Source organism: Erythrobacter sp. S43, assembly GCF_057364955.1.
In genome coordinates this window covers 1,667,903-1,691,126 of sequence record NZ_CP200285.1, presented here as the reverse complement: position 1 = coordinate 1,691,126, position 23,224 = coordinate 1,667,903, and the positions used below count along the sequence as shown (strand labels likewise).

The window sequence follows — 23,224 nt, the reverse complement described above, 5'->3', positions numbered from 1 at the left end:
CTTGCGCGGGTTGCTGTGGGACCTGACCGGTCCAGGGCACGAGGACCAGCGAACAGGCTGTGCGGGATCGTGTCAGATTGGCGCAGGAGTTGTCTGGGAGTGATCCAGGATCGGTTCGGGAGCGCTCCGCCAGACCGAACTGACTCGGTGTGAAGGCAAGTGCCAGTACGTGCGGGCTGGCTGACAGAGTTGCTCAAGTTAAGTCTCTTATTCAGGCCGCGTCAGAAAGTTCGACATCACCCTCAGTGGCACTCGATTGGTGACCGCCCATTTCGAGCAGCAAGGTGGCTGCCTCCTCGGCCTTTGCGGCCGCGGTCAGGATCGCGCGATCGTCCTGTTTAAGGATCTTGAGCCAGGACGCGATGTAGCTAGCATGATGATCGAGATGCGAGACGGGCAATCCCAACTCGGCACCAAGAATGGCGGAGGACAGCTCGGCGATAAGTTCTTCGACGGCATAGGCATCACTGCCGAAGCGGTTCTTGAGGCCTCGATCGAGTCGCGAAGAATGTCCAGTCCAGTGCGACAGCTCATGCGCAAGTGTTGCATAGTAATGGTCATAGGCTTCGAAGAGTTCGGCTGGCGGCATGGTGACGCGATCACGCAGTGGCTCGTAGTAGGCTTGCGCGCCGTGATGGCGTAGCTCTGCGTCGATCTCAGCGAAGAATGCATCTAGCCGCTCCTCGCGGCCTTCGGGCTCAAGCGCGGCAACCAGTGGCTTGGGATGGTAGAATTCGGGGAGGCCATCGCACTGGTCGGCATTGAAGACTGAATAGGCCTTCAGCACGCGCCGGCTCTCCGTATCCTGCCTACCTTCAGCGTTTTCGACTTCATTGGTGTAGCTTTTGTAGAAAATCGCGATGGTCGATTTTTCGCCTTTGCGGACTTGGCCGCCGAGTTTCTGGCACTGGCGATATGTCATCCAGTATGGTGAGGCGTAGCCGCAGGCATCAGCAACCATCCAGAGCCAGAAGGTATTCATGCCGCGATACGGCGTCCCGCATGATCGCAGCGGGCGAGAAAGCGGCAAGCCACGCCACGGCTTGACCCAAGGCTTGGTGCCTTGCTCTAGCTTTTCGATAATGGCGGCGGTGATACGCGCAGCTGGAGAAACTGAAGCAGTGCGGCGGGACTTTGTCATCGATGGTCTCCTGATCGCCGGAACGGACGTGTCCGGGTTCAGGATGAACAAAGCGTCCTCCCCTCTAAGACTCACCATCGTAGGCGACCTTCGGACGGAAACGCGAATAAGGCGGCCCATCCCGAGAGGGACGGACCGCCCGCCGAGTCACCTGGACCTGTCAGGAGGGGTCAGGCAGCCTGCTCGGCAATTTCGTTCGCGGTCTCGTCCTCAACCGGGGCCGCAGTTTCATCCTCGACCGGTTCCTCAGGAGAACCGAAGCACATGATCTCGGGCACCCACGCTCCCGCGCGCGCCTTCACATCCGCTTCGCCAATGAAATTGCCGGAGATGATACGCCTCGGCTGCGCTCGCTAGTTCTGCCTTCTTCGAACCTGCATAGCGGCTGACGAGTTCGGGACCGCCTGCAGCGTCGAGCGCTTCAAGCGTGCGCGCCTTGGCCACACGATCGAAGAAGTTCGCCGCCGTCGGCCGCCACCAATGCGCGGTTTCGATCTCGAGCAGCGACCCGAGTATCTCGTGCAGCGGCGCCGAGCGATCGCCTTCGCAGGCAAGGCTCGCGACCAGTGTGCGGGATACGACATGGCCGAGCCAGGCCGAACGTGCTTCATCGCTCAATGCGCGGAAGCGTTCGAACCGTTCGACGTCAGTCTCGCCGGCGCGCCAGCTCTCGTCGAGCGAAGCGGCGAACTCGGCGAGCGCAGCACTTGCGGGGGCATCCTTCGCCTCGAATCCGGCCACCGGCCCCGATGCGACCGAGCCGACGAGCGTCGACGCCTTTTTCGCGCGCCAGTCATGCCCATCAGCATCTGCGAGCGTGAAGACCATGAAATCAAGCGCGAGCGCAGGATCGTTGGCCAGGTGGATCGCCAGGATATCGCGACGCTGCATCGCGAGCTCGTCGAGCAGACGCTGCGAAAGCGCCCCGCTCTTGCGCTTGGTATCAGCACCTGCATCCACCGGTTCGACAGCTCCGTCATCAGTGTCGATGACTTCAGCATCAGTGTAAAACTGCGGCACCATTGCAGGTTCGCCATTCCGTGAGAGCACAAGGAACGCTCCAGCCTCTGACTTTAGCTCGTCGGCAAGCACTGGCGGACGATCGTGCAGATCGCGCATCGCGCGGTCGATCGAGACCAGCTCTTCTTCCGCCTTGGCGATCTCGCTTTCGTCGCTGTCCTCATCCTCGAGGATGGCCGCTGTCCGGTCGTAGTCGGCTTCAAGGTCGCTGAGCTCGCGGGCTTCCTGCTCACTGAGCGGAGCCGGTTCGCATGGAAGCCGATTGAGGCCCTCGACGAGATCGTGGCTTACATAGTTGCCAAGCGTGGGTCGCACCCAGGCAAGTCCGTGTTCTTCAGCGACCCTCTTCGCAGCGTCATCCATCGCTTTCTGGGCAAGGTCTTCGAGCAGCGCGACATCGATCCAGCTTTCGCTGGCTTCGTCGTCGAAGAGTTCGCGTTCGATCCGACCACCTGCTGCGAGGTAGGCCTCGCGCCCGACCAGAACCGCGCGCGGATCGGAGCCACGAACAGTGGCATCGAGCACCATGCGACGGATCGTGTCAGGCGTGACCTGGTACCAGGCGTCCTGCAGTTCGGCATAGACGTGTGCTTGGCGGTCAATGTCTGAGATCGCTCCATAGGCCTTGGCCATATCGAGCGTGATCGCGCCTTCGGCGAGCGCTTCGAAGACACAAGGTGCGAGGCCCGCCAAGCGCAGACGGCCCTCGACAAAGCGGACTGTGAGACCGAACCGGCGAGCCACGTCTTGGGTGCTAGCTCCCGCCTCGACAATCGCAGCGAAAGCCTGCGCCTCGTCGGCCGGGTTCATTGCGAGGCGCTGGAAGTTCTCGGCAAGGCTCGCTTCGCGCACTTCGCTTTCCTCACCTTCGATGACAAGGCAAGTGACTTCATGGTTCTTGGGAAGCGTGCCTTCCTCGACCAACGCTTGCAATGCAGCGAGGCGGCGCCCGCCAGCTTCGACTTCAAATTTCCCTCGGGTGGCTTTGCGAACTACCAGATTTTGGAGAAGCCCGCGTGCCGCGATATCAGCCCGCAATTGCAAATCGGCAAGAACGTCGGTTGTTTTGCGTACGTTGCGAGGGCTTGAGATTAGTTTCTTGAGAGGAATGGATTGGATCATGAGTAGTCTCCTGTCTTTGTTGCGCCTCACGACAACCGTGCGGCCAAAGACCCAGGAGCTCTCTCTCCTCTAAGTTTTGCTCTTTCGGAGCAGCCACGTCTGCAGTTCATCGTTCCAGTCTTCGCCTCGCGATCTGACCTTGCGGATCAGGATTTTGCGATTGGGTGAAACGTAGGCTTCCAGTCCGCGAGTTGCCGCGAGTTCTCCACCTGCGTCGTGATCGACGAAGAGATGTAGCTCGCTCACGCTCTCGGGGATGGCAACCAGGCCGAAGCGTTCATTGCCAAGCGTTGCCCATGTTGGGATCCCGGTAAGCGCATAGGCCGACATCGCGCTTTCAATGCCTTCGGCGAGACCAAGCCTTCCCTCGGCGGGTGCGAACAGACGGACTGCCGCCTTGCCGAGAGACCCCAGAGCACGTTTCGGCTTGGCAAACGATGCCTGCGTATTGCCGGAATGCGACAGGAAAGTCCGGTGAACGGCAATCGGCCCCTCGTCGAGGCTGACCGAAGCGATCATCGCCGGCAAAAAGCGCGCGCGACCTTTCGGTCCAAGCGGTGTGCGCGGATGAAACCTCAGCGCATGGGAGGTTGCGAGGATGCCGCGCTCGTCGAGATATGCCTTGGCAGGACTTCGCTGCAGCGGTCGGGCATCGCGCCAGATGCGGAGTGCTGCAGCTGATGGCTTGCTGGAATAGCTCGGCTGGAACGGAAATTCGTCAGAAGAACCTGAGAATAGAGCTGAGGTCTCGATCCCTTCACGGGCGAGGGCAGCGAGCACGCTCGCCTGATCACACCCTGCGAAACAATGTAGGAGGATCGCCTTTCGGCCAAGCGTGACACCGAGCGAAGGCGTGCGGTCATCGTGCGCTGGACAACGGGCCATGCCCTTGGTGCCAGACCACTTCCCGCCGCGGCTCTCGCAGAGCTTGCGAGCGGTTTCCTCAAACGACGCGCGAGACTGATGGGAATTCGAAAAGGACATGCGAGCTCCTTAGTTGCTCAATTGCCCCTTCTGTCGCTTCCCTCTCCTCTTGTTGGTGCAACCAATCATATGGTTTCCTACACCCATACGTTCATAATATGTTCTCACGCCAGAATTATCAAGATTGAGAGATTGCGCAGTGAAAAGCTCGAAAATAGCGATCGGGATAGGTACGCTAGGACTGGCAGTCCCAAGCTGCGCCATCGCGCAAGAATTCCAGATTTTCGATCACGTTATGGGGTCGGTTGAAAGCGCGTCAGACCGACGAGCGGACGTTCAATACGATCCTAGAAGTCAGAAATCGCAGATTGAACGAAGCTTCAAAGAGGCGCTCTACGAGCCTCTGATCCGTCAAGCAGAAGCTCGTCACCGCTTGCCGCCAAGGCTCCTCCAAGCGTTAGTCTGGCAAGAATCACGGTTCAATCCGATGGCAATCAGCCCAGCAGGGGCGGCTGGATTAGCCCAGCTCATGCCAGCAACAGCACGGGAGCTCGGGGTTACCAATCGGCATGACCCCGCTCAAAACATCGATGGCGGCGCAAGATATTTGCGGCAGATGCTCGATCAGTTCGGTGCGATCCATCTCGCATTGGCAGCCTACAATGCTGGCCCAGGTGCCGTATCGCGAGCAGGAGGCATTCCGAAAAATCGAGAAACCCCAGGATATGTGAGAAACGTTATCCGGCGATGGATGGCATACGCCAAACAATGAGCGCGATCTTGAAGAAGCTCAAGAGTTAGCTCGCTTTCAGAAATACCAAGTCACCGCCCAACTTGAGGCTATCAAGATAGTCACTCCACCACTGCGACATCTTTACGCGCTCAGACCAGTGCTTACCTCGATGATAAACACCGCGGATCGCATTACTGTCTCCGTGCGCAAGCGCGCGCTCAATCGCGTCTGAGCTCCATTTTCCGCTTTCATTGAGCAGGGTGGATGCGGTCGCCCTCAACCCATGCGCGGTGACCTCCTCCTTGCTAAACCCCATCCTTCTAAAGGCTGCGTTCAAAGCGTTTTCACTCATGGGACGTAGACCGGACCGGGCTGATGGAAACACATAACCTGATTTACCCATCATGGTGCCGAGCTCTTCGAAAAGGCTGATGACCTGCTTTGAGAGCGGAACCGCGTGCGCGCGCCGCGCTTTCATCTTGCCTGCTGGGATCCGCCAGACGCCTTCATCAAGGTCAAACTCCGCCCAATCAGCATGCCTCAGTTCACCAGGACGCACAAAAACATGCGGGGCAATCTTCAACGCAAACTTTGTGAGAGCGTAACCTTCAAAGTCGTCGATAGCTCTCAACAGCCCGCCTAGCTTCTCTGGATCAAGAATGGCGGCGTAGTGCGTCGGCTTTGGCGTGATGAGCGCTCCCTTCAACAGCGAAGTTGGATCAGATTTGCACCGAGTTGTCGCCACCCCATACCGAAATACCCGTCCTGCAAATGATCGACATTTTTTTGCCGTCTCGTGCTTCCCAGTAGCTTCAAGACGCTTCAAAGGCGCGAGCACTTCGAAAGGTTCGATCTCGTGGATCGGCCGATTTCCGATCGCTGGTGTCAGCTTATCAAGAAAGTAGTTCGCCTTGACGATAGTCGCTTCAGCGCGGCCATTCTGAACCATGATCTGCTCTATGTACTCGCGGGCGACCGCCTCGAAAGTACTCGCCGAAAGAAACTCATCCCTAATCTTCTGTTTGCGCTTCTCCACCGCTGGGTCGCCGCCAGAAGCTATGGTCTGCCTCGCTTCCATTGCTGCTTCTCGCGCATCCTTGAGGCTAACCACAGGGTAGCCGCCGAGCGACACCTTCTTTTGCGCTTTTCCAATTCGATATCGAAACCGCCAATGTTTGCCACCAGCGGGTGTGACCTCGATATATAGGCCACGCTCGTCAGCGACCTTGTAAGGCTTTGCCTTCGGTTTGAGGGCTCGGAGTCTGGTATCCGTCAGAGGCATGTGTGGGCCTTTTCATTTGGGCCTTTTGCAAAAGGCCCACAAAAGGCCCGCAAAAATGTCTGGATCGGCCGAGAACAGGTGGGACGATCCGGAACGATCCAAGGGCCAAACCCCTTGGATTTCTGCGGTTTTTATAGATTATCTGAGAGAACAAGGGAAGAACAAATGGTGCCCAGAAGAGGACTCGAACCTCCACGGGGTTGCCCCCACCGCCACCTGAAGACGGCGCGTCTACCAATTCCGCCATCTGGGCACATCGTTCGCGGCTGACTTACTGTGGTCACCGCTGGGTAGGCGCGGGCAGATAGCGAGCGTGGGGGGCTGCGTCAACGATTCGAGTGCACGTCTTGCAAACTTCCTTGCCACATTTGATCGGAACGCTTGCTCAATGGCGCGCATTCTTTCATTGCGCACCCAAACCAATGCTTGCCAACCATGCTTCCCAAGGGATCAATCGGAACATGACCAAGACCTCTCCGCTCGCTGACAAGCTCGTCACTGTCTTTGGTGGCGGCGGCTATATTGGCAATTATGTCGCGCAAGATCTGCTCAAGCGGGGCGCGCGCTTGCGCATCGCGAGCCGCAATCCAGAGAAGGGCCATGTGCTCAAGCCGCTCGCCAATCTGGGGCAGCTGCAGTTTGCCCGCTGTGACATCACCAGGGAAGAGAGCCTGCGCGCGGCGATGCACGGCGCCGATTATGTGGTGAACCTGGTCGGGGCCTTCTCGGGCGACCTTGAGGAACTGATGGGTGAAGCGCCCGGCCACATGGCTGCGATTGCGCGCAACAATGGTGTGAAAGCGTTTGTGCATGTCAGCGCAATTGGTGCCGATGCAGAATCCAGCACGGGTTATGCGAAAGGCAAAGCGTTGGGTGAGCAGCGGGTCATGGAAGCGTTTTCAAGCGCAACGATACTGCGCCCTTCGATCGTTTTCGGGAAGGACGACAACTTCCTCAACATGTTCGGCCAAATGATCGAGATGTTGCCGGTACTCCCGGTGTTCGGTCCTGAGGCCAAGCTGCAGCTCGTCTATGTCGATGATGTGGCCGAGGCGATTGCAGTCGCGCTTGAAAACCCAGTCGAGCATGGCGGGTACATCTACGAACTCGGTGGCCCTGAGCAGCTGAGCATGATGGACATCAACCAACGGATTGCCAAGGCGCAGGGCCGCAAGCGGCGCTTCCTCGCGATGCCGGATGGCGTGTCGGCCACCTTTGCTGCCATGCCGCTGACCCCGATGAGCCGCGATCAGTGGAAGCTCTTAAAGCCCGGAAGCCTTGTCTCAGGCGAGCACCGCACCTTTGCGGACTTGGGCATTGATCCCAAACCGCTCGGCCTGTTCCTCGACAAATGGATGGAGCGTTTCCGCAAGTTTGGACGCTTTGGCGCGAGCAATGAGCGCGCCAAGGATCATGGCCTCGGCTGAGCCAGCCTTAACTCAAAGCGCGTTTTTGTAGAGGCTGAGCAGGTCTGCGAAAGCGAGATCGCCTGCCTCTTTGTCGAAAGCAGGGCTGTCGGGAACGGTCCAGCCGTGATTGCCTTCATAAACCTTGATCATCGCATCGCGACCGGCGGCTTCCGCTGCCTCGCCGAACTTGACCTTCACCTCCGGCGCACGCTCGTCATCGTTCTTGGCAACGGCGATAAGGAAGGTGCCTGAAGCATTCACCAGTAGATTGTGGGGGCTTTTCGGATTGTCCTGCACCAGCCGTCCGCCATGGAAGCTCGCCGCCCCTTTGATCCGGCCCGGCACGGCGGTGGCGGCCCAGACGGCGAAGGATCCGGTCATGCAGTATCCTTGCGCGCCGATGCCTTTGGACGTGTCTACAGCGTCCTGCTGATCAAGCCATGCGACTGCCGTCTTCGCATCGATCGCCACGCTATCTGCATCGAATTTGCTACGCCATGGGCGTACTTTCTGAAAACCATCGGCATCGATGAATGCCTTGAAGTCAGCAAACTGCTCGCCCGCGACATCGCGGTAGTAGGGGTTGAGGACCAAGACCGCGTAGCCCTCTCCTGCAAGCCGCCGAGCCATAGCGCGTTTGCTTTCGCGGATGCCCGCAATGTCGGGCCAGAAGATAACCGCCGGATGCTTGCCGTTCGCGGGATGGATGAAAAGGCCATCCATGGTCCCGTCGGCAGAATCGAACGTGACTTTTGTCTCCATCAATCCGGATGTCGAATCTGCCCCATCATCGGCAAGGGTGCCGGAAGGCGCGCAGGCTGCAATCGCGCCCGCTCCAGCAACAACGCCGAATTGGCGACGGTTTAACGCATCGCGTGCCCAGGATTTGAGCTGCTTTTCGTCACACATGGCGGTTCACTCCCTTAGGCATGCGTCATCGCACGGATAATTATGAAACCCGAGCCTTCGGATGACGTTCCCAGAGATGTTGCGCCGTTAAAGGCAGCAATCAAGCGCGCGCAGTTTCCAGACGCATTTGCGCCCATTCGGGGGTGCCGACGCGCTTTTCATCAACGCTAGTCTGCGCTTCCATCCACGCAACTGCACCAACTGCATCGCTTTCAATGGGGGCGGGATCAGCGCTGTCGCGATCCAGTACCAGAACCGAATAGCCTTGCTTTGCGAGGCGGCGCGCCTCATTGCGGCTTGTCATATTCAAACCGCTCTCTCCGCGCCATGCGACGACGCCCGGATGCGTGCCTTTCGCCGGGTGAACAAAGAAACCACCCACAGAGCCCTTCGGCGTTGCGAGCGATATCGCGCGTTCCGTCACCTCAGCGCTGGATTTACCAGCGGCCATCGCCACGCCGGGTGTTCCAGCAGCAACGGCAGCAACACCTGCAACGGTGCCGAACTGACGCCGTGACAGTGACTTTTCCGTCTTCGATTCTTCGCGCATTCGATGTCCCCTAGTATCTGCCTGCGAAAGGCAACTTTGCTCCTGCTGCACAATAGGCACACTTTTAGGGATTGGACAAGCGCGCATCACAACGGCAAGAATGCCGCCAAGGGAGAGACATTGATGAGAAAGTTGCGTTGGGCCCTGCCCGCATACGCCTTTGTTGTGCTTGGTTTGACATCGTGCAGCGACATGCTTGGATCAGACAGCGGCGATGGAATTGATGGTGCTGCTTTGGTCGCCGCTGGCGAGGATGACGCGAACTGGATCACCCACGGCCGCACCTATTCCGAGCAACGTTACTCACCGCTGGCGAAGATCAATGCCGAGAATGTCGGCGATATGGGGCTGGCGTGGTTTGCCGATATGGACACCGCGCGCGGGCAAGAAGCGACCCCGCTGGTGATGGACGGGAAGATGTACCTCACCACCGCGTGGAGCAAGGTCTACGCCTTTGATGCCGCGACAGGTGAGCCGCTGTGGGAATACGATCCTGAAGTTCCTGGAGAGACCGGCGTCAAAGCCTGCTGTGACGTGGTCAATCGCGGGCTGGCCGCGTGGGGAAGCTCGCTGTTCCTCGGCACACTCGACGGGCGGCTTGTTTCGCTTGATCGCGAAAGCGGTGAGGTGAATTGGGAAAAGGTCACTGTCGACCAAGAGCAAAGCTACACCGTCACCGGCGCACCGCGCGTCATCGACGGCAAGGTCATCATCGGCAATGGCGGCGCGGAGTTTGGCGTACGGGGCTACGTTGCGGCCTACGATGCCGATAACGGTGAAGAGGTATGGAAGTTCTACACCGTGCCCGACGGCAAGGAAGGCGACGATGCGCCTGGCCACCTCAAGAAAGCCGCCGAGACCTGGAACACAGAGGTGCTTGCCTCCTCTGACGCCATTGGTGGCGGCGGGACCGTGTGGGACTCGATGGCCTACGATCCCGATCTCAACCTGCTTTACTTCGGTGTCGGCAACGGTTCGCCATGGAACCGTGCTTACCGCTCTCCGGGAGAAGACGGCAAAGGGGAAGGTGACAACCTCTACCTATCCAGCATCGTCGCGATCCGCCCTGATACCGGCGAGTACGTTTGGCACTATCAAACAACGCCGGGCGAGACATGGGATTACACGGCCACCCAGCACATCATCCTCGCCGATATGGAGATCGACGGGAAGGACCGTCAGGTGCTGATGCAGGCACCCAAGAATGGTTTCTTCTATGTGCTAGACCGTGAGACCGGCGAGTTCATCAGCGCCAAAGAATACATCCCGCAGAATTGGGCCTCCGGGTTCGAGGAAGATGGACGTCCGATCTTTAACCCGGAAACGCGGATCGATGAGACAGGGCAACCAGCACTGGTGATGCCGGGACCTTTGGGCGGGCATAACTGGCACCCGATGGCGTTCCATCCAGGCGAAGGGCTGGTCTACATTCCCGCCTTCGAAGCGGCGACCGTTTACACACCTGAGGCTGATTGGAAGCCCGATCCCAAGCGGGGGTTCAATGTAGGATTCGATCTTGGTGCAGGCGATTTGCCGCCCGATCTCGGCTTCCGCAAACAGGTCTATGGCACCGTCAAAGGTAAGCTGATGGCGTGGGATCCGGTGAAGCAGGAAGCGCGCTGGACCGTCGAATTCCCGGGACCGTGGAATGGCGGATTGCTCGCGACCGGAGGCAATCTGGTATTTCAGGGCAATTCGGGAAGCGAGTTTGCCGCTTACAACGCGGCGAATGGAGAGAAGCTCTGGAGCTTTGGCGCACAGACCGGAATTGTCGCACCGCCGATCACTTATACGGTCGATGGTGAGCAATATGTCGCGGTTCTGGCCGGATGGGGCGGCGCCTATGCGTTGACTGCAGACGGGCACCTCGTGAATTCGCAGGGGCCGGTGCGCAATGTCTCGCGTCTGCTGGTGTTCAAGCTCGGCGCCGATGGCCAATTGCCTGCAGAGAAAGTGCTTGCCAGCCTTCCGCTCGATCCACCGCCAAGCCGCGCTTCGACAGAAACCATTGCGCTGGGTAAGGGCAAGTATGCGCGCTACTGCGCCGTCTGCCACGCGCCAGGGGCAGTGGGATCAACCGTCCTGCCTGACTTGCGTCGCTCTGGAACGCTAAGCAATGCGGCAAGCTGGATGGCGGTCGTCCATGATGGCATCCTCAAAGACAACGGCATGGTCGGCTTCGAAGGCTCTCTGAGCAAAGACGAGATCGAGGCGATCCGTGCTTATGTCATCCAGCGGGCAAACGAGGATAAAGTGCTTGAAAATGGTGGCAAAGTCGCGCGAAGGTAATTTCCTAGAAAAAGGAAATCGGATCCATGAGATCGCTGACATTTGCCGCCGCGGCATTGACCGGTGCTGCGTTGAGTGCCTGTGCTCCGGTGGCGGACACCACATCCACCGCGGCCACGACGGTGCCACAGTCTCCGCCAACGCTGGGTGAGTGGCAGACATTCGAGACTGCGGCCTATCGCGGCAAACGCGATTCAGTCAGCTTCGTTGACGAGACCCATGGCTGGTACGGCACCGGAGCTGGCGATCTGTTCCGCACATCCGACGCAGGCGTAACTTGGGAAAAGGTTGCCAGCCGCCCGGGTACATTTGTGCGCGCCGTCGCATTTCTGGACCGGAAGAATGGCTTCATCGGAAATGTCGGTACTGATTATTACCCCGGTGTGACTGACGAAACGCCGCTCTACCGGACCAGCGATGGAGGCGTTTCGTGGGAGGCGATCGATACCGGAGACGCGACAATCAAAGGTGTTTGCGCAATCGATGTGCTCGAGACACAGCGCATCTATCAAGGAGAGCTTGTTCCGCGCACCGTAATCCATGCTGCGGGACGCGTGGGCGGGCCAACCGGTATCCTTCGTTCTGTGGATGGCGGAGAAAACTGGTCCATGATCGACATGGCCCCGAACGCCGCGATGATCCTCGACATCAAGTTCTTTGACGAGAATGTTGGTTTGGTCTTTGCTTCGACCGACCGCAATTCTGCCAAAGCCGAAGGACTGGTGTTGCGCACTGAAGACGGTGGTGAGACTTGGACAGAGGTTTACCGCTCGGGCCGCAAGTTCGAGCTGATCTGGAAAGCAAGCTTTCCCGAAGGCAGCGACACCGGCTACGCAACGGTCCAATCCTATGATCCCGAACGCGCGACGCAGCTGGTGATACGCAGCGACGATCGTGGCAAGACATGGCGAGAGATCGAAATCGCGCAAAACGCCGGAGCACGGCAATTCGGGGTTGGTTTCATCACCCCGGAGATCGGCTTTGTCGGCACCATGGCAGGCGGCTACGCGACATTGGATGGAGGCAAGACCTGGACCCGCGCACCTATTGCGCGCGCGGCGAACAAGTTTGACGTCGTCCGCAGCGACAATGGCGGCAAGATCTTCGCAATCGGCACACAGGTGCAGGCACTTTCCTTCTCGCAGTGACGCGTGAAATCAGCCCCGGAAAACCACCGTCCGGCTGCCGTTCATGAATACCCGCTCGTCCGCAAACATCCGCACGGCCTCGGCCAGAACTCGGCGTTCGATATCGCGTCCTTTGCGGACCAGATCGCTCGGGCTGTCCGCGTGGGTTATGCGCTCCACATCCTGAAAGATGATCGGCCCTTCATCCAGGTCGGCGGTCACGAAATGGGCCGTCGCGCCGATGATCTTCACGCCGCGCGCATGCGCTTGGTGATAGGGTTTGGCACCCTTAAAGCCGGGCAGGAATGAGTGGTGGATGTTGATGCAACGCCCCGCGAAATGGGCGCTCTGGTCGTCAGAGAAAATCTGCATGTAGCGCGCCAAGACCACCAGTTCGGCCTCGGTCGCTTCCGCAATCTCTCGCACGCGTGCCTCGGCCTCGGGCTTGGTCTCCGGCGTAACCGGCACATGGTGGAACGGGATGTCTCCAATATCGGTCCGGATCGCCACATCGCGTGGATGGTTTGAAACAATCGCGACCGGATCAATGTTGAGCTCGCCCGTGCGCCAGCGATAGAGCAGATCGACGAGACAATGGTCGGTCTTCGACACCATGATGATCACGCGGCGCGGGCGATCTTGTGAGACGATCTTCCAATCCATCGCATATTCGCCCGCAAGCTTCGCGAAGCTGGCCCGCAATTCGTCCGCCTGTGTGCCCAGTGGATCAAAGGAGATGCGCATAAAGAAGCGGTCCGATGTTGGATCGCGGAATTGCTGCGCATCGAGAATGTTGCACCCACGCTCGAACAGAAAGCCGGTTGCGCGCGCGGTGATGCCGGGTCGGTCAGGGCAATCAAGCACCAGAACAAAGGGGTTGCTCATCGCTCCTTAGCGTCCTTGTATTGGATCGTGACGTGGTCAGCCGCCTGCTTGGCGAGGGCTCGCGCTTCATCGGTGTTGGCGGCTGTTGCCAAGGCCACACCCATCCGGCGATAGGGCCGCGTCGTTGGCTTGCCAAAGACCCGAACATCAACCGCTTCGCTGACGGTGAGAGCATCGCCCAGCCCTGCAAACACGAAGTCCTCGCTGTCGCGGTCTGCAAGGACCACGGCAGAGGCAGAGGGTGTTGCTTCTATGGTGTCAGGAACGGCAAGGCCCATAATCGCTCGGGCATGCAGATCGAATTCGTTGAGCTGTTGTCCCGCCAGCGTCACCATACCGGTGTCATGTGGCCTCGGGCTTAGTTCTGAAAAGATCACCTCATCGCCGCGCACGAAGAACTCGACGCCGAAGAGGCCCCAGCCTTTCCCGTCGCCTTTCAAGGCATCAACGACTTTCGCCGCCATATCTTTGGCCGCTTGCAGTGCGCTGCCGCTCATGGCCGCGGGTTGCCAGCTTTCCTGATAATCGCCGCGCTCCTGACGGTGCCCGATGGGCGGGCAGAAGGTAATCCCGCCCGCGTGGCGCACAGTCAGCAGCGTGATCTCGTAGTCGAAGTCGATGAACTGCTCGACAATTACTCGCGCCCGGTCGCCGCGCATATTGGCGACAGCATAGTCCCATGCCTCTTGCAGTCCCTCTGCATTGTCGACTTTGCTTTGGCCCTTGCCCGATGAGGACATGACCGGCTTGATCACGCAAGGGAAACCGGAATGCTGCGCGGCAGCCTGCACCTGCTCGAAATTCTCGGCATAGCGGTAGCGCGAAGTAACCAGTCCCAATTCACCCGCCGCCAGATCGCGGATGGCATCGCGGTTCATGGTCAGCTGTGTCGCGCGGGCCGATGGCACCACATTGAACCCGTCCGATTCCAGTTCCGCGAGAACTTCGGTCCGGATCGCTTCGATTTCGGGCACGATGTAGTCGGGCTTGTGCGTTTCAACGACGCGCTGCAGCGCCTCGCCATCCAGCATCGAGAACACCTCAAACCCATCGGCCAATTGCATCGCGGGCGCGTTTGGATAGGCGTCGCAAGCGATCACGCGCGCGCCAAGCCGCTTTGCCGAGATAACGAATTCGCGTCCCAACTCACCCGAGCCGAGCAGCAGAATAGTTGCAATATGAGCCATACGCAGCGCTCTAGCGCCGCAGTGGTTGAACTCCAAGCCACTCGTTAGTGAGCACGTCTTGCCCGGCAAACGGAGGCGGGCTTGAAGTGAGCGGCCCCTCGCCCAACTTCGCCCGATTCCCTCCCCAGCGCGCGCCATGATCAGTGCCAGCTCAGCTTGCTTCATGGTCCACTCCACTGACGAGGCAATCTCGGCAAGACCGGCGCTCGCCGACAGCACGGGGGCTTTGCCTGGCGATGAAAGCGATAGAGACGCGAAAGTGCTGACAAGGTCGTTGGCCCATGCGGTGGCAGCCTTTGCCTTGATGCCGGGCAAGATGACGGCAAATCGCTCGAAATCCATCTGAGACACCTCGGTGCCTGGCAGCGCCATAGATTGCAGGTACTTCGCAAAGCCCCAATTGATCTCATCGGCCGAATGCTGCCCGTATTGCATAAACAGCGCACGCATACGGTCGATCGCAAATACGGCCAGGTGCCCGCCTTCTCCATCGGCCAGCACTTCCCCGACCTGGCGCAGGAAGACCTTGCGTTTAACGAGACCGGTCATCGGGTCTGTCAGGGCGTTCGCAAACAGCTGGTCTTCCAGCTTTCTGACCCGATCCACCGATCGCAACAGTCCTATCCATCCATCTGGCTCACCATCCGCGTCGTGCTGCCTGCGAATGCTGAGAGCAAACCACTGGCGGTTCGGCATTTGGTCTTGCTCTGCGTCCTGCTCAATAGAGCTGGCGGGAAATTCCACCCAGCTCTGTGGTTCATCTGTTCTCAGCGCGGCATCAAGATATCGTTTGAGCTGTCCCGCAAAATCGCTTGCCGCCAGATCCGCAACGTGGGGTTCAAAAAGTGATTGGGTGAGATTGAATCCAAGGCTTGAAAGGTCCTCGGATGCATGGACAATAAACCCCTGAGGGTTGAGCCGAACGATGATATCGCCTGTCACGTGCTCCAAGAGATCGTGCAGCATCGCACGATTCATATCATTAAAACCTACTGTCATGCCGATTGGCCCCCGGCTTAATTGCTCCCCTTGTGACCGATCAGATCGATATATTAGTTTCAGACTAACAATATCTGCCAAATTACAAATGATACTGTAATTCTTTTAGCTCAGACTAATTGTTTTAGTTAAAGCGCCTAATTTTCGAATCGCTCACATTTTTATTTACCATAATCGGCGATTTTTTATAGTTATTGTCACGCAATATTTTCGCTTTCGCGATCAAAGCTCCACCATAATGCGTATGCTGGACGGGCTTGTTCCGTATACCGATGCAATACGGAGGCGGCATTCCTCCGTAACTGCGGTCACTTCATTGGCAGGCGCCGCCTCGCCGAGCTCCTGAACAGAAACGCCGAGAGCTTCCGCGATCTCGGGTATTCTACTTGGCACCGGACGGGCCTTGCCCTTCTCCCACGCCCAAACGGTCGGCTTGCTGACACTCAGAGCGCCGGCAATGTCCGCGAGCGTCATGCTGCGTTCCCGGCGCAGGCGGTTCAACCTTGCCCCGAATGGTTCACCGCTGCTCGGGGGCGCGCGGAGCGGCGCGGCAGGCGCTACTGGTGCGATGAGTTGCGTGGCGGCAAACGATCCCTTGCCCAGCGCTTCTTCAAATGCGCATCCATAAAGCTGGCCGCTCACCCACACGACCACGGCGTTAACCGGGCCATCAGGCGGCAAGTCAATCGCCAAGCCATCCCCTTCGCCAAGTGGCAGCTCCGTCTCGATCAGCAGTCCTGCGACCGAGATATTGTGAATGGTGACATTCGCTTCCAGCCCACCGGGCAGCGCACCGCTCGTTTCCAGTCTGAGTGCGCGGCGAGACGTGCGGCGCTGTCCCTCGTCAACCGAGCTCTGGGGTTCAAGGTGCGCTTTAAAGGCCATGGTGTGTCTCCTGATTGGAGCACCACACCTTTCCGTTTAGGTTTAAGGCCGGGTTTTAGGACATGACTAACGGCGGTGAACCACCACGTTTCCGCGTCAAACCGGTTCGTCCACCGCGTCCAGACCATAGGCGGTGTGCAAAACGCGCACGGCAAGCTCGGTTTCGTCTTCGTCGATCATCACGCTGACCTTGATCTCGGATGTCGAGATCGCCTGAATGTTGATCCCGCGATCGGACAGCGCGCGGAACATCGTGCTGGCGACACCCGCATGGCTCTTCATACCGACGCCGACGACACTGATCTTCGCAATCTTGCTGTCGGTGATGATGCGGTTGAACCCGATATCGCCGCGCTTGTCTTCCAGCAGCGCCTGCGCCCGCGCGAGGTCTGACTGAGGCACGGTGAAAGTCACGTCGGTCTCACCTTTGTCGCGGCCGACGTTCTGGATGATCATGTCGACATTGATGCTGGCATCCGCGAGCGGTTCAAAGATGTGCGCCACCGCGCCCGGCTCATCGGGCACGCGGGTCAGGATGATCTTCGCTTCGTTCTTGTCGTGTGCGATACCGGTTACAAGCTGGCGTTCCATCTCGCCCTTCTCCACCAATTCGTTCATTTCTTCTTCGGAGACGATCAGCGTCCCCGGTAGGTCATCTGCAGGCGGCGCATCTTCTCCTATGAAGCTGGAGAGCACCTGAAGGCGCACACCCGCTTTCATCGCGAGGCCAACCGAACGGGTCTGCAAAACTTTTGCACCAACCGACGCAAGTTCGAGCATTTCCTCGTAAGTCACCGCTTTAAGCTTGCGCGCTTTGGCAACGATGCGCGGGTCCGTGGTGTAAACCCCATCGACGTCCGTGTAGATGTCGCAGCGATCCGCACCCAGCGCCGCTGCAACCGCGACAGCCGAGGTATCCGACCCGCCGCGCCCCATCGTAGTAATGCGGCCTTCTTCGCTGACGCCTTGGAAGCCAGGAACAACCGCGATTTCGCCTTCACTCATGCGGCTCAACACAGAGTCGGACTCAATTGTCTCGACCCGAGCTTTCGAGTGCGCTTCGATCGTCTTGACCGGCAATTGCCAACCCAGCCAGCTGCGCGCCTTGCAGCCGAGCGATTGGAGCGTCAGCGCCAGCAACCCGCTGGTCACCTGCTCGCCGCTCGAAACAACCACGTCATATTCGGCCGGATCGTAAAGCGCGTTCGCTTCGCGGCAGAAGTTGACCAACCGGTCCGTCTCGCCCGCCATCGCACTGACGACGACCGCAACTTGGTCTCCGCCTGCAGCTTGTTTGCGCACGATATTGGCGACGCGGCGAATGCGCTCGGTCCCCGCCATCGAGGTTCCGCCAAATTTCATCACTACTCTTTGGTTTGGCCGCGCCAAGGCTCGGTAACTCCCGCTGGTGAGTATTCGTTCGCGCTGCTAACGATGCCGCATGGGAAACGCAAACGTATCAAATGTAACCATCCGTCCCGAAGAGGCTGAGCACTTCGCCTCGCTGGCGCGCGACTGGTGGAACCCGAAGGGCAAGATGGCTTCGCTGCACCAGGTCAATCCGGTGCGGCTGGAGTTTATTCGTTCGGCGATTGATGCGCATTTTGGCGGTGACTGGCAAAGCGTGAAGCCGCTCGTTGGTAAGAGCGTGCTCGACGTTGGCTGCGGCGCAGGGCTGCTGTGCGAACCGCTCTCCCGCCTTGGCGGCGAGGTCACCGGCGTTGATGCAGCCGCCGAAAACGTCTCTGTCGCCAGCACTCATGCCGAAGCCAGCGGTCTCGATATCCGGTACATGGCGGGCGAAGTCGGCTCGCTCGACATTGGCACGTTCGATCTCGTGACAAGCGTTGAGGTCATTGAACATGTCGCTGACAAACGCGCTTTCCTTGCCGATGTGGTCGCCAAGCTTGCGCCGGACGGCCTACTTATCCTCTCCACCCCCAATCGCACCGCCGCATCGAGGCTGCTGTTGGTCGGGGCTGCCGAAGCGATTGGCTATGTGCCCAAGGGCACGCACCACTGGAACGATTTTATCACGCCCGAAGAACTGGAAGAGCTCCTCTCAGAGTTCGGACTGACTGTCACCGAACGGCGCGGAATCGCCTATCGTCCGGGCAAAGGACTTCACCTGTCCGACGACGAATCGCTCAACTACATCCTCAGCGCCAAACGTGCCTAACAGCGGGCAACCTGTACCGGCGGCAGTTCCTTGCCGTAGTTGGACCGCAGCTCGATGCGGACTTTGCCGCCCATATCGAAGATGGCCCGAGCGGAGCCGGTTTCGCACAGTCTTTCTCGAAGCAGTTTTCGAAGCGCATTGGGATCATAGGTGCGCGTGCCGCTCGGGAAGTTGGTCAGCCTGATTGTCAAAAGATCGCCTGATACGTCCGCTTTGATCTTGGTGTTCTTAAGCTGCGACGTTTGCAGGTTGTTGGAGCTTGAATTGTAGAATTCGGCGGCATTGCCCAGAGCTTCTTCAAGCGTCTCAGGGCCTCCACAACCCGCCAAAGCAAGGCTGCAAACAGCGATGGTCAGTGTTCTCACGAGTGCGCTCCCTATCGATCAGGCAACGCTTATCACTGAAATCCCTTAAGATTTCGCTGAGCGCGCCTCAACGATCGGAGACCTGAAGCAGTTCGACCAGCTCCTTCACATTGTCGGTAAAGAACCCGTCCGCACCGCTATCAATCGCTGCTTGCCACAGCTTGCGATACTGACCGTCAGCCGAAGGGCCGCCCGCGCTCTGATATGAGGAAGGCAGAAAGCCGTTCTCCTTACGCAGGGTCCACGGATGCACTTTCAAACCGACAGCTTTGGCATCCTTGATCAGTGACGTTGCCGATCCATCGGGGTTCACGACATGCCCCAGCCACGGACCGAGACCATCAGCGTAGGCTGCAATCTCCGCCAGACCGGTTGGTGAGATCATCTCGACATAGCGCATGCTCGGCTCGTCTGCGGGACTGCCCACGTCCTTGATCAACTGCACCAGTTTGTAATCGCTGCGCTGGTTCAAGCGCTGCAGCACGCCAACCTCAAAGCTCTGGATATAGAGCGGGTCATCCGCGCCAATGCCCAGTTCGCGCAGCTCTTTCAAGACCAGATCGACCATGTCGATGCCGGAGTCTTCGAGCAGGAATGTCGGATGCTTGAGTTCGGGATAAAGGCCGATGCGCTTGCCCGTCTCGGCTTCTTTCGCGCGCACCAATTGTACGATCTCTTTCAGCGTCGGCACCTGATAAAGGCCGTTATATCGCGTGTTCGCTGGCCGCGCGCTCGGCACGCGCTCTTTGGCACGCAGAGTACGCAGCTCCGCCAAGGTAAAGTCTTCGGCGAACCAACCCGCCACGCGCTGACCATCGATGGTCTTTTCGCGCCGCAGATGCTCGAACTCTTCGCGGTTCGCGACATCGGTTGTTCCGGAAAGCTCGTTCTCGTGACGCGAGACCAGCACGAGGTCCTTCGTCGCCACCAGATCAGGTTCGATGTAGTTCGCGCCTTGCTCAATCGCGAGCTCATAGGCAACCAGCGTGTGCTCGGGCCGTTCGCCGCTCGATCCGCGATGCGCGATCACGAGGGGGCTATCGGCAGCTTGCGCTTGCGCGGCGATGGGCGTTGCCATGGCGATCGCTCCCAGAACCAATTTCAGAGCAGTGTTGCGGACCATTCGTCTTCCTTGAAACCAACCAGCGTTCCCGCTGCATGCGCGGCCACTGGACGTTTGATCATTGAAGGGTGCTGAACGAGAAGGGCTACAGCTTCATTACTGTTTGCAGCGACTTCCTTTTCGGCATCGGTGAGCTTGCGGAACGTCGTCCCGCGCTTGTTGAGCACCACATCGACGCCATGTGCGGCAATCCACTCTTCCAGCTTCGCCGGATCAGCGCCTTCCTTCTTGTAGTCATGGAAGGTGTACTCAATGCCGTTCGCATCAAGCCATTTGCGCGCCTTCTTCACCGTGTCGCAATTAGGAATGCCATAGAGTTCGATCGTCACATCAATAGTCCTGATTTTGCCTCAGCTCGCCGCCCGTAAAGCACGCCTGAAACAGCTGAGACAGTGTTCAAAGGGAAAAAGTCGTGTGGTGCATTTAGCTCTGGGTCCATAGGCGAACACGATTGACAGCAGCAAGGATCATGCTCGGGATCTACCATCCTCTAGCAGTATAGGACAGGCTGCCCGCCAGCGTTGCGTGACCTTGATCACAACTGTTGCAGCGCTATTGCTGAAGACCCAATAGCAACCCTCAAAAGGGGATAGACTTCAGATGGTCCAACTCACCCCCGAATACGCCATTGCAGTGGCCGAGCAGCTTTCATTTGTCAGCGCATTTCTGGGCGGCGTTTCGGCGACGATCCTTGTGACCATCGTGGTGTTTGCGAACCCCAAGAAGTCGGTCAGCTGGATTGTCGGCACATCGGCCCTCGCGGCTTGCAGCTTGCTGATTGCGGTGGTGGCCTCTTGGCGCATTATCATCCTTTTCAGCCCGGAAACGCCGGTCACAGCGCCGGACTCGCTGATTGCCATACTTTGGGGCGCGATGCTGCTGGGCTACAGCGTAGGGTTTCTCAGCCTGATCGCCTGCATTGGTCTGGCCGGATGGATCCGCTCAAAGAAGACGGGACTGATCACCACCGCAATGGCCGTTGTGGCGGCGCTGTTCTTTATGCTGGCGACGCCGTTTGGGGTTTAGATCAAGCGGACGTTTCAAGAGCCATCACCGAGCCAGATGCGCATCGGCAATCGCCACCGCCAGCGCGTCGGCAGCGTCTGCGCCCTCGATTGCCGCGCCGGGCAGCAGCACTTTGAGCATGGCCTGCACCTGAGCCTTGTCTGCGCCGCCGGTGCCGACCACCGATTTCTTGACCAGCCGCGCGGCGTGTTCGCGCACTTGCAATCCGCTCGCCCCGCACGCGGCAAGAACACAGCCGCGCGCTTGCGCCAGTTTCAGCGTTGATTGCGGGTTCTTGTTGACGAAGACTTCCTCACAAGCCGCGCGGTCGGGCGCATATGCGCCAATCACCGCTGCGATGCCATCGTGGAGGTTGTGAAGACGCTCGGCCATGGGCGCCTTGGCCTGGGTTTTGATCTGACCGTTGGCGATATGGCTGATGCGCGAGCCTTCCACGCGCACCACGCCCCAGCCGGTGCAGGAGAGTGAGGGGTCAAGGCCGAGGATAATCATGGCAATATGATCACTTCAGCCTAGCCCGATCCGCCAGCCCAATCGCCACGCTGCGGCAATCAGGAAGGCTGCGCCGAGGATCGAGGCGAAGAGCCATTCGCGCCAACTCAGTCGAGCTTCTCCATGATCTCATCGGAGATCTCGTAATTGCCCCAGACGGTCTGGACGTCGTCATCATCTTCCAGAGCATCGATCAGCTTGATCAGCGTGCCCGCACCTTTTTCGTCCATTTCGACGGTAAGGTTGGGCTTCCACGCCAGTTTGACTTCCTTGGCTTCGCCGAGCGCCTTTTCAAGCTCGGAAGAAACGCCATGAAGGTCTTCAGCAGCGGTCCAGATCGTGTGACCGTCATCGCCGCTCTCAATGTCCTCGGCACCCGCTTCCATGGCGGCTTCGAACACCGCGTCTTCATCACCGGCATCTGCGCCGTACTCGATGAAGCCAACGCGTTCGAAGCCATGCGCAACCGAGCCTTCGGTGCCGAGATTGCCGCCGTTCTTGCTGAACGCGGTGCGCACGGCTGTGGCGGTGCGGTTGCGATTGTCGGTCAACGCTTCGACGATGATCGCGCTACCACCCGGGCCATAACCTTCGTAGCGGACCTCTTCGTAGTTCTCGCCATCCGCTGCGCTCGCCTTATCGATCGCGCGCTGGATGTTGTCCTTTGGCATGGACTGCCCTTTGGCGGTGTTGACCGCCAGCCGCAGACGCGGGTTCATATCCGGATCAGGCGCGCCCATCTTCGCCGCCACGGTGATTTCGCGGCTCAGCTTCGAAAACAGGTTCGAGCGCTTTTTATCCTGCGCACCCTTGCGGTGCATGATGTTTTTGAATTTGGAATGGCCTGCCATGGGTACTCTTCTACGTAAGGCTTTAGATGGCGCAGCCTTAGGTCAGCCGCGCTCTCTTCTCAAGGTCGCGAAACGGCCGGGCATTAGCCCATGCCGAGCGCGGCTTTGTACGTCTCGAGGATCGTTTCCTGTTCGCTGCGGTCATCCGGCTTCATTTTGCGCAGGCGGACGATCTGGCGCATGATCTTGGTATCATAACCGACTGCTTTGGCCTCGGCATAAACATCGCGGATATCGTCAGCGATGCCCTTCTTTTCTTCTTCGAGGCGTTCGATGCGCTCGATCAGCAGGCGCAGGCGGTCGTCGGTGGCTTCAGCCATCTCTTAAATCTCCGATTGGGTGAGAATCACGTTGCGCCTGCGATACGCGGCAGGCGCCCCGTGCGAAAGACCGAAATCCACAAAGACTAGCGCAAATCGGCCTTGTTCTTGGTCAGGCTCTTTTGCATTGCGGCGATCTGTTCTTCGGTCGCGGGGGTTTGCTTGGTCGCCTTCCACTCTTCTTGCGGCATGCCGTGGATCAGCTCGCGCGCGGCGGCCTTGTCACCTTCATATCCGGCGTCACGGATCCAGTCGGCAAGGCAATTGCGGCAAAAGCCCGCAAGGCCCATCAGTTCGATGTTCTGCGCGTCGTGGCGGTGGCGCAAATGGCGCACCAGCCGGCGGAATGCCGCCGCGGCTTGCTCATCAGAAAGCGCATCGAGTGCATCTGTTTTCGTATTCATCG

General features: G+C 58.9%; 22 protein-coding genes, 1 tRNA gene and 2 pseudogenes. 6 read left to right on the top strand and 19 right to left on the bottom strand.

Annotated elements, in window-relative coordinates:
* Positions 1 to 211: 211 nt before the first annotated feature.
* From AC0V6K_RS08260 to AC0V6K_RS08250, 3 genes and pseudogenes are all read right to left on the bottom strand, one after another.
* Positions 212 to 1,141, bottom strand: a complete 930-nt coding sequence (locus AC0V6K_RS08260; protein WP_472621188.1) for an ArdC family protein — start codon at positions 1,139 to 1,141, stop codon at positions 212 to 214.
* Positions 1,142 to 1,311: 170 nt separating this feature from the next.
* Positions 1,312 to 3,283 (bottom strand): annotated as a pseudogene (locus AC0V6K_RS08255) (ParB/RepB/Spo0J family partition protein).
* Positions 3,284 to 3,352: 69 nt separating this feature from the next.
* Entirely contained in the window at positions 3,353 to 4,267 is a 915-nt protein-coding gene (locus AC0V6K_RS08250; protein ID WP_486172605.1) for a DUF7146 domain-containing protein, read from the bottom strand.
* 139 nt (positions 4,268 to 4,406) lie between these two features.
* On the opposite strand from AC0V6K_RS08250, the gene AC0V6K_RS08245 reads away from it, so the two are divergent.
* Positions 4,407 to 4,979 (top strand): transglycosylase SLT domain-containing protein, encoded by a 573-nt coding sequence (locus AC0V6K_RS08245; RefSeq protein ID WP_379553727.1) that lies wholly within the window; start codon positions 4,407 to 4,409, stop codon positions 4,977 to 4,979.
* Positions 4,980 to 5,004: 25 nt separating this feature from the next.
* Here AC0V6K_RS08245 and AC0V6K_RS08240 read toward each other — a convergent pair whose 3' ends face one another.
* Positions 5,005 to 6,222 carry a tyrosine-type recombinase/integrase gene (locus AC0V6K_RS08240; RefSeq protein ID WP_472621184.1) on the bottom strand — a complete coding sequence of 406 codons (1,218 nt, stop codon included), beginning with the start codon at positions 6,220 to 6,222 and terminating at the stop codon, positions 5,005 to 5,007.
* A 166-nt stretch (positions 6,223 to 6,388) separates the two neighbouring features.
* Positions 6,389 to 6,475: transfer RNA gene (locus AC0V6K_RS08235), tRNA-Leu, on the bottom strand.
* Between the two features lie 208 nt (positions 6,476 to 6,683).
* Between AC0V6K_RS08235 and AC0V6K_RS08230 the strand changes: the two genes are divergently transcribed.
* Positions 6,684 to 7,649 (top strand): complex I NDUFA9 subunit family protein, encoded by a 966-nt coding sequence (locus AC0V6K_RS08230; RefSeq protein WP_472621182.1) that lies wholly within the window; start codon positions 6,684 to 6,686, stop codon positions 7,647 to 7,649.
* A gap of 12 nt (positions 7,650 to 7,661) precedes the next feature.
* On the opposite strand, the gene AC0V6K_RS08225 is transcribed toward AC0V6K_RS08230, so the two are convergent.
* Together AC0V6K_RS08225 and AC0V6K_RS08220 are read right to left on the bottom strand one after the other, a co-directional pair.
* On the bottom strand, positions 7,662 to 8,540 hold the full coding sequence (locus AC0V6K_RS08225) for a dienelactone hydrolase family protein (RefSeq protein ID WP_472621180.1): 879 nt from the start codon (positions 8,538 to 8,540) through the stop codon (positions 7,662 to 7,664).
* Between the two features lie 100 nt (positions 8,541 to 8,640).
* A complete protein-coding gene (locus tag AC0V6K_RS08220; protein ID WP_472621178.1) occupies positions 8,641 to 9,090 on the bottom strand; it encodes a dienelactone hydrolase family protein in 450 nt (149 codons plus the stop codon).
* Positions 9,091 to 9,213: 123 nt separating this feature from the next.
* Here AC0V6K_RS08220 and AC0V6K_RS08215 point away from each other — a divergent pair, with 123 nt between their 5' ends.
* Positions 9,214 to 11,379: a PQQ-dependent dehydrogenase, methanol/ethanol family gene (locus AC0V6K_RS08215; RefSeq protein WP_472621176.1), complete on the top strand. Its 2,166-nt coding sequence runs from the start codon at positions 9,214 to 9,216 to the stop codon at positions 11,377 to 11,379.
* A 26-nt stretch (positions 11,380 to 11,405) separates the two neighbouring features.
* On the top strand, positions 11,406 to 12,527 hold the full coding sequence (locus AC0V6K_RS08210) for a WD40/YVTN/BNR-like repeat-containing protein (protein ID WP_472621174.1): 1,122 nt from the start codon (positions 11,406 to 11,408) through the stop codon (positions 12,525 to 12,527).
* 9 nt (positions 12,528 to 12,536) lie between these two features.
* On the opposite strand, the gene purU is transcribed toward AC0V6K_RS08210, so the two are convergent.
* From purU to AC0V6K_RS08185, 5 genes and pseudogenes are all read right to left on the bottom strand, one after another.
* Positions 12,537 to 13,391, bottom strand: coding sequence for a formyltetrahydrofolate deformylase (gene purU / locus AC0V6K_RS08205; protein WP_472621172.1), 855 nt, complete (start codon positions 13,389 to 13,391; stop codon positions 12,537 to 12,539).
* Positions 13,388 to 14,578 carry a formate-dependent phosphoribosylglycinamide formyltransferase gene (gene purT, locus AC0V6K_RS08200; RefSeq protein WP_472626080.1) on the bottom strand — a complete coding sequence of 397 codons (1,191 nt, stop codon included), beginning with the start codon at positions 14,576 to 14,578 and terminating at the stop codon, positions 13,388 to 13,390. The genes purU and purT overlap by 4 nt, the downstream gene beginning before the upstream one ends.
* Positions 14,579 to 14,719: 141 nt before the next feature.
* Positions 14,720 to 15,544: pseudogene (locus tag AC0V6K_RS08195) on the bottom strand (sensor domain-containing diguanylate cyclase); the annotation flags it as partial.
* A gap of 255 nt (positions 15,545 to 15,799) precedes the next feature.
* The gene (locus AC0V6K_RS08190) at positions 15,800 to 16,462 is read right to left on the bottom strand and encodes a helix-turn-helix domain-containing protein (RefSeq protein ID WP_472621170.1); all 663 of its coding nucleotides are present in this window, start codon (positions 16,460 to 16,462) and stop codon (positions 15,800 to 15,802) included.
* Positions 16,463 to 16,558: 96 nt separating this feature from the next.
* Positions 16,559 to 17,824, bottom strand: coding sequence for an aspartate kinase (locus AC0V6K_RS08185; protein ID WP_472621168.1), 1,266 nt, complete (start codon positions 17,822 to 17,824; stop codon positions 16,559 to 16,561).
* Positions 17,825 to 17,903: 79 nt separating this feature from the next.
* On the opposite strand from AC0V6K_RS08185, the gene ubiG reads away from it, so the two are divergent.
* The gene (ubiG, locus tag AC0V6K_RS08180) at positions 17,904 to 18,641 is read left to right on the top strand and encodes a bifunctional 2-polyprenyl-6-hydroxyphenol methylase/3-demethylubiquinol 3-O-methyltransferase UbiG (protein ID WP_472621166.1); all 738 of its coding nucleotides are present in this window, start codon (positions 17,904 to 17,906) and stop codon (positions 18,639 to 18,641) included.
* On the opposite strand, the gene AC0V6K_RS08175 is transcribed toward ubiG, so the two are convergent.
* The 3 genes from AC0V6K_RS08175 to AC0V6K_RS08165 all read right to left on the bottom strand — a co-directional run bounded on the left by AC0V6K_RS08175 (position 18,638) and on the right by AC0V6K_RS08165 (position 20,458).
* Complete coding sequence (locus AC0V6K_RS08175; protein ID WP_472621164.1) at positions 18,638 to 19,006, bottom strand: hypothetical protein; 369 nt, start codon at positions 19,004 to 19,006, stop codon at positions 18,638 to 18,640. The two genes, ubiG and AC0V6K_RS08175, sit on opposite strands and share 4 nt — an antisense overlap.
* Positions 19,007 to 19,073: 67 nt before the next feature.
* Positions 19,074 to 20,129 (bottom strand): glycerophosphodiester phosphodiesterase family protein, encoded by a 1,056-nt coding sequence (locus AC0V6K_RS08170; RefSeq protein WP_486172604.1) that lies wholly within the window; start codon positions 20,127 to 20,129, stop codon positions 19,074 to 19,076.
* Positions 20,108 to 20,458 (bottom strand): ArsC family reductase, encoded by a 351-nt coding sequence (locus AC0V6K_RS08165; RefSeq protein ID WP_472621160.1) that lies wholly within the window; start codon positions 20,456 to 20,458, stop codon positions 20,108 to 20,110. Before AC0V6K_RS08165 ends, AC0V6K_RS08170 begins: the two co-directional genes overlap by 22 nt.
* 271 nt (positions 20,459 to 20,729) lie before the next feature.
* Between AC0V6K_RS08165 and AC0V6K_RS08160 the strand changes: the two genes are divergently transcribed.
* Entirely contained in the window at positions 20,730 to 21,155 is a 426-nt protein-coding gene (locus AC0V6K_RS08160; RefSeq protein ID WP_472621158.1) for a hypothetical protein, read from the top strand.
* A 24-nt stretch (positions 21,156 to 21,179) separates the two neighbouring features.
* Here AC0V6K_RS08160 and ruvC read toward each other — a convergent pair whose 3' ends face one another.
* From ruvC to AC0V6K_RS08140, 4 genes are all read right to left on the bottom strand, one after another.
* Entirely contained in the window at positions 21,180 to 21,647 is a 468-nt protein-coding gene (gene ruvC / locus AC0V6K_RS08155) for a crossover junction endodeoxyribonuclease RuvC (protein ID WP_472621156.1), read from the bottom strand.
* A gap of 107 nt (positions 21,648 to 21,754) precedes the next feature.
* Entirely contained in the window at positions 21,755 to 22,498 is a 744-nt protein-coding gene (locus AC0V6K_RS08150) for a YebC/PmpR family DNA-binding transcriptional regulator (protein ID WP_472621154.1), read from the bottom strand.
* Positions 22,499 to 22,581: 83 nt separating this feature from the next.
* Positions 22,582 to 22,818: a DUF2312 domain-containing protein gene (locus tag AC0V6K_RS08145; RefSeq protein ID WP_152433016.1), complete on the bottom strand. Its 237-nt coding sequence runs from the start codon at positions 22,816 to 22,818 to the stop codon at positions 22,582 to 22,584.
* Between the two features lie 86 nt (positions 22,819 to 22,904).
* Complete coding sequence (locus AC0V6K_RS08140; protein ID WP_472621152.1) at positions 22,905 to 23,222, bottom strand: DUF1244 domain-containing protein; 318 nt, start codon at positions 23,220 to 23,222, stop codon at positions 22,905 to 22,907.
* Positions 23,223 to 23,224 lie beyond the last annotated feature (2 nt).

Excerpts from the sequence above, each read along its gene's own strand:
- AC0V6K_RS08185 (WP_472621168.1), bottom strand. The coding sequence starts at position 17,824 with ATGAAATTTGGCGGAACCTCGATGGCGGGGACCGAGCGCATTCGCCGC.
- ubiG (WP_472621166.1), top strand. The coding sequence starts at position 17,904 with ATGGGAAACGCAAACGTATCAAATGTAACCATCCGTCCCGAAGAGGCT.
- AC0V6K_RS08160 (WP_472621158.1), top strand. The coding sequence starts at position 20,730 with ATGGTCCAACTCACCCCCGAATACGCCATTGCAGTGGCCGAGCAGCTT.
- AC0V6K_RS08240 (WP_472621184.1), bottom strand. The coding sequence starts at position 6,222 with ATGCCTCTGACGGATACCAGACTCCGAGCCCTCAAACCGAAGGCAAAG.
- AC0V6K_RS08260 (WP_472621188.1), bottom strand. The coding sequence starts at position 1,141 with ATGACAAAGTCCCGCCGCACTGCTTCAGTTTCTCCAGCTGCGCGTATC.
- AC0V6K_RS08190 (WP_472621170.1), bottom strand. The coding sequence starts at position 16,462 with ATGGCCTTTAAAGCGCACCTTGAACCCCAGAGCTCGGTTGACGAGGGA.
- purU (WP_472621172.1), bottom strand. The coding sequence starts at position 13,391 with ATGAGCAACCCCTTTGTTCTGGTGCTTGATTGCCCTGACCGACCCGGC.
- AC0V6K_RS08250 (WP_486172605.1), bottom strand. The coding sequence starts at position 4,267 with ATGTCCTTTTCGAATTCCCATCAGTCTCGCGCGTCGTTTGAGGAAACC.
- AC0V6K_RS08210 (WP_472621174.1), top strand. The coding sequence starts at position 11,406 with ATGAGATCGCTGACATTTGCCGCCGCGGCATTGACCGGTGCTGCGTTG.
- AC0V6K_RS08230 (WP_472621182.1), top strand. The coding sequence starts at position 6,684 with ATGACCAAGACCTCTCCGCTCGCTGACAAGCTCGTCACTGTCTTTGGT.
- AC0V6K_RS08215 (WP_472621176.1), top strand. The coding sequence starts at position 9,214 with ATGAGAAAGTTGCGTTGGGCCCTGCCCGCATACGCCTTTGTTGTGCTT.
- AC0V6K_RS08150 (WP_472621154.1), bottom strand. The coding sequence starts at position 22,498 with ATGGCAGGCCATTCCAAATTCAAAAACATCATGCACCGCAAGGGTGCG.
- AC0V6K_RS08145 (WP_152433016.1), bottom strand. The coding sequence starts at position 22,818 with ATGGCTGAAGCCACCGACGACCGCCTGCGCCTGCTGATCGAGCGCATC.
- AC0V6K_RS08170 (WP_486172604.1), bottom strand. The coding sequence starts at position 20,129 with ATGGTCCGCAACACTGCTCTGAAATTGGTTCTGGGAGCGATCGCCATG.
- AC0V6K_RS08140 (WP_472621152.1), bottom strand. The coding sequence starts at position 23,222 with ATGAATACGAAAACAGATGCACTCGATGCGCTTTCTGATGAGCAAGCC.
- AC0V6K_RS08220 (WP_472621178.1), bottom strand. The coding sequence starts at position 9,090 with ATGCGCGAAGAATCGAAGACGGAAAAGTCACTGTCACGGCGTCAGTTC.
- ruvC (WP_472621156.1), bottom strand. The coding sequence starts at position 21,647 with ATGATTATCCTCGGCCTTGACCCCTCACTCTCCTGCACCGGCTGGGGC.
- purT (WP_472626080.1), bottom strand. The coding sequence starts at position 14,578 with ATGGCTCATATTGCAACTATTCTGCTGCTCGGCTCGGGTGAGTTGGGA.
- AC0V6K_RS08225 (WP_472621180.1), bottom strand. The coding sequence starts at position 8,540 with ATGTGTGACGAAAAGCAGCTCAAATCCTGGGCACGCGATGCGTTAAAC.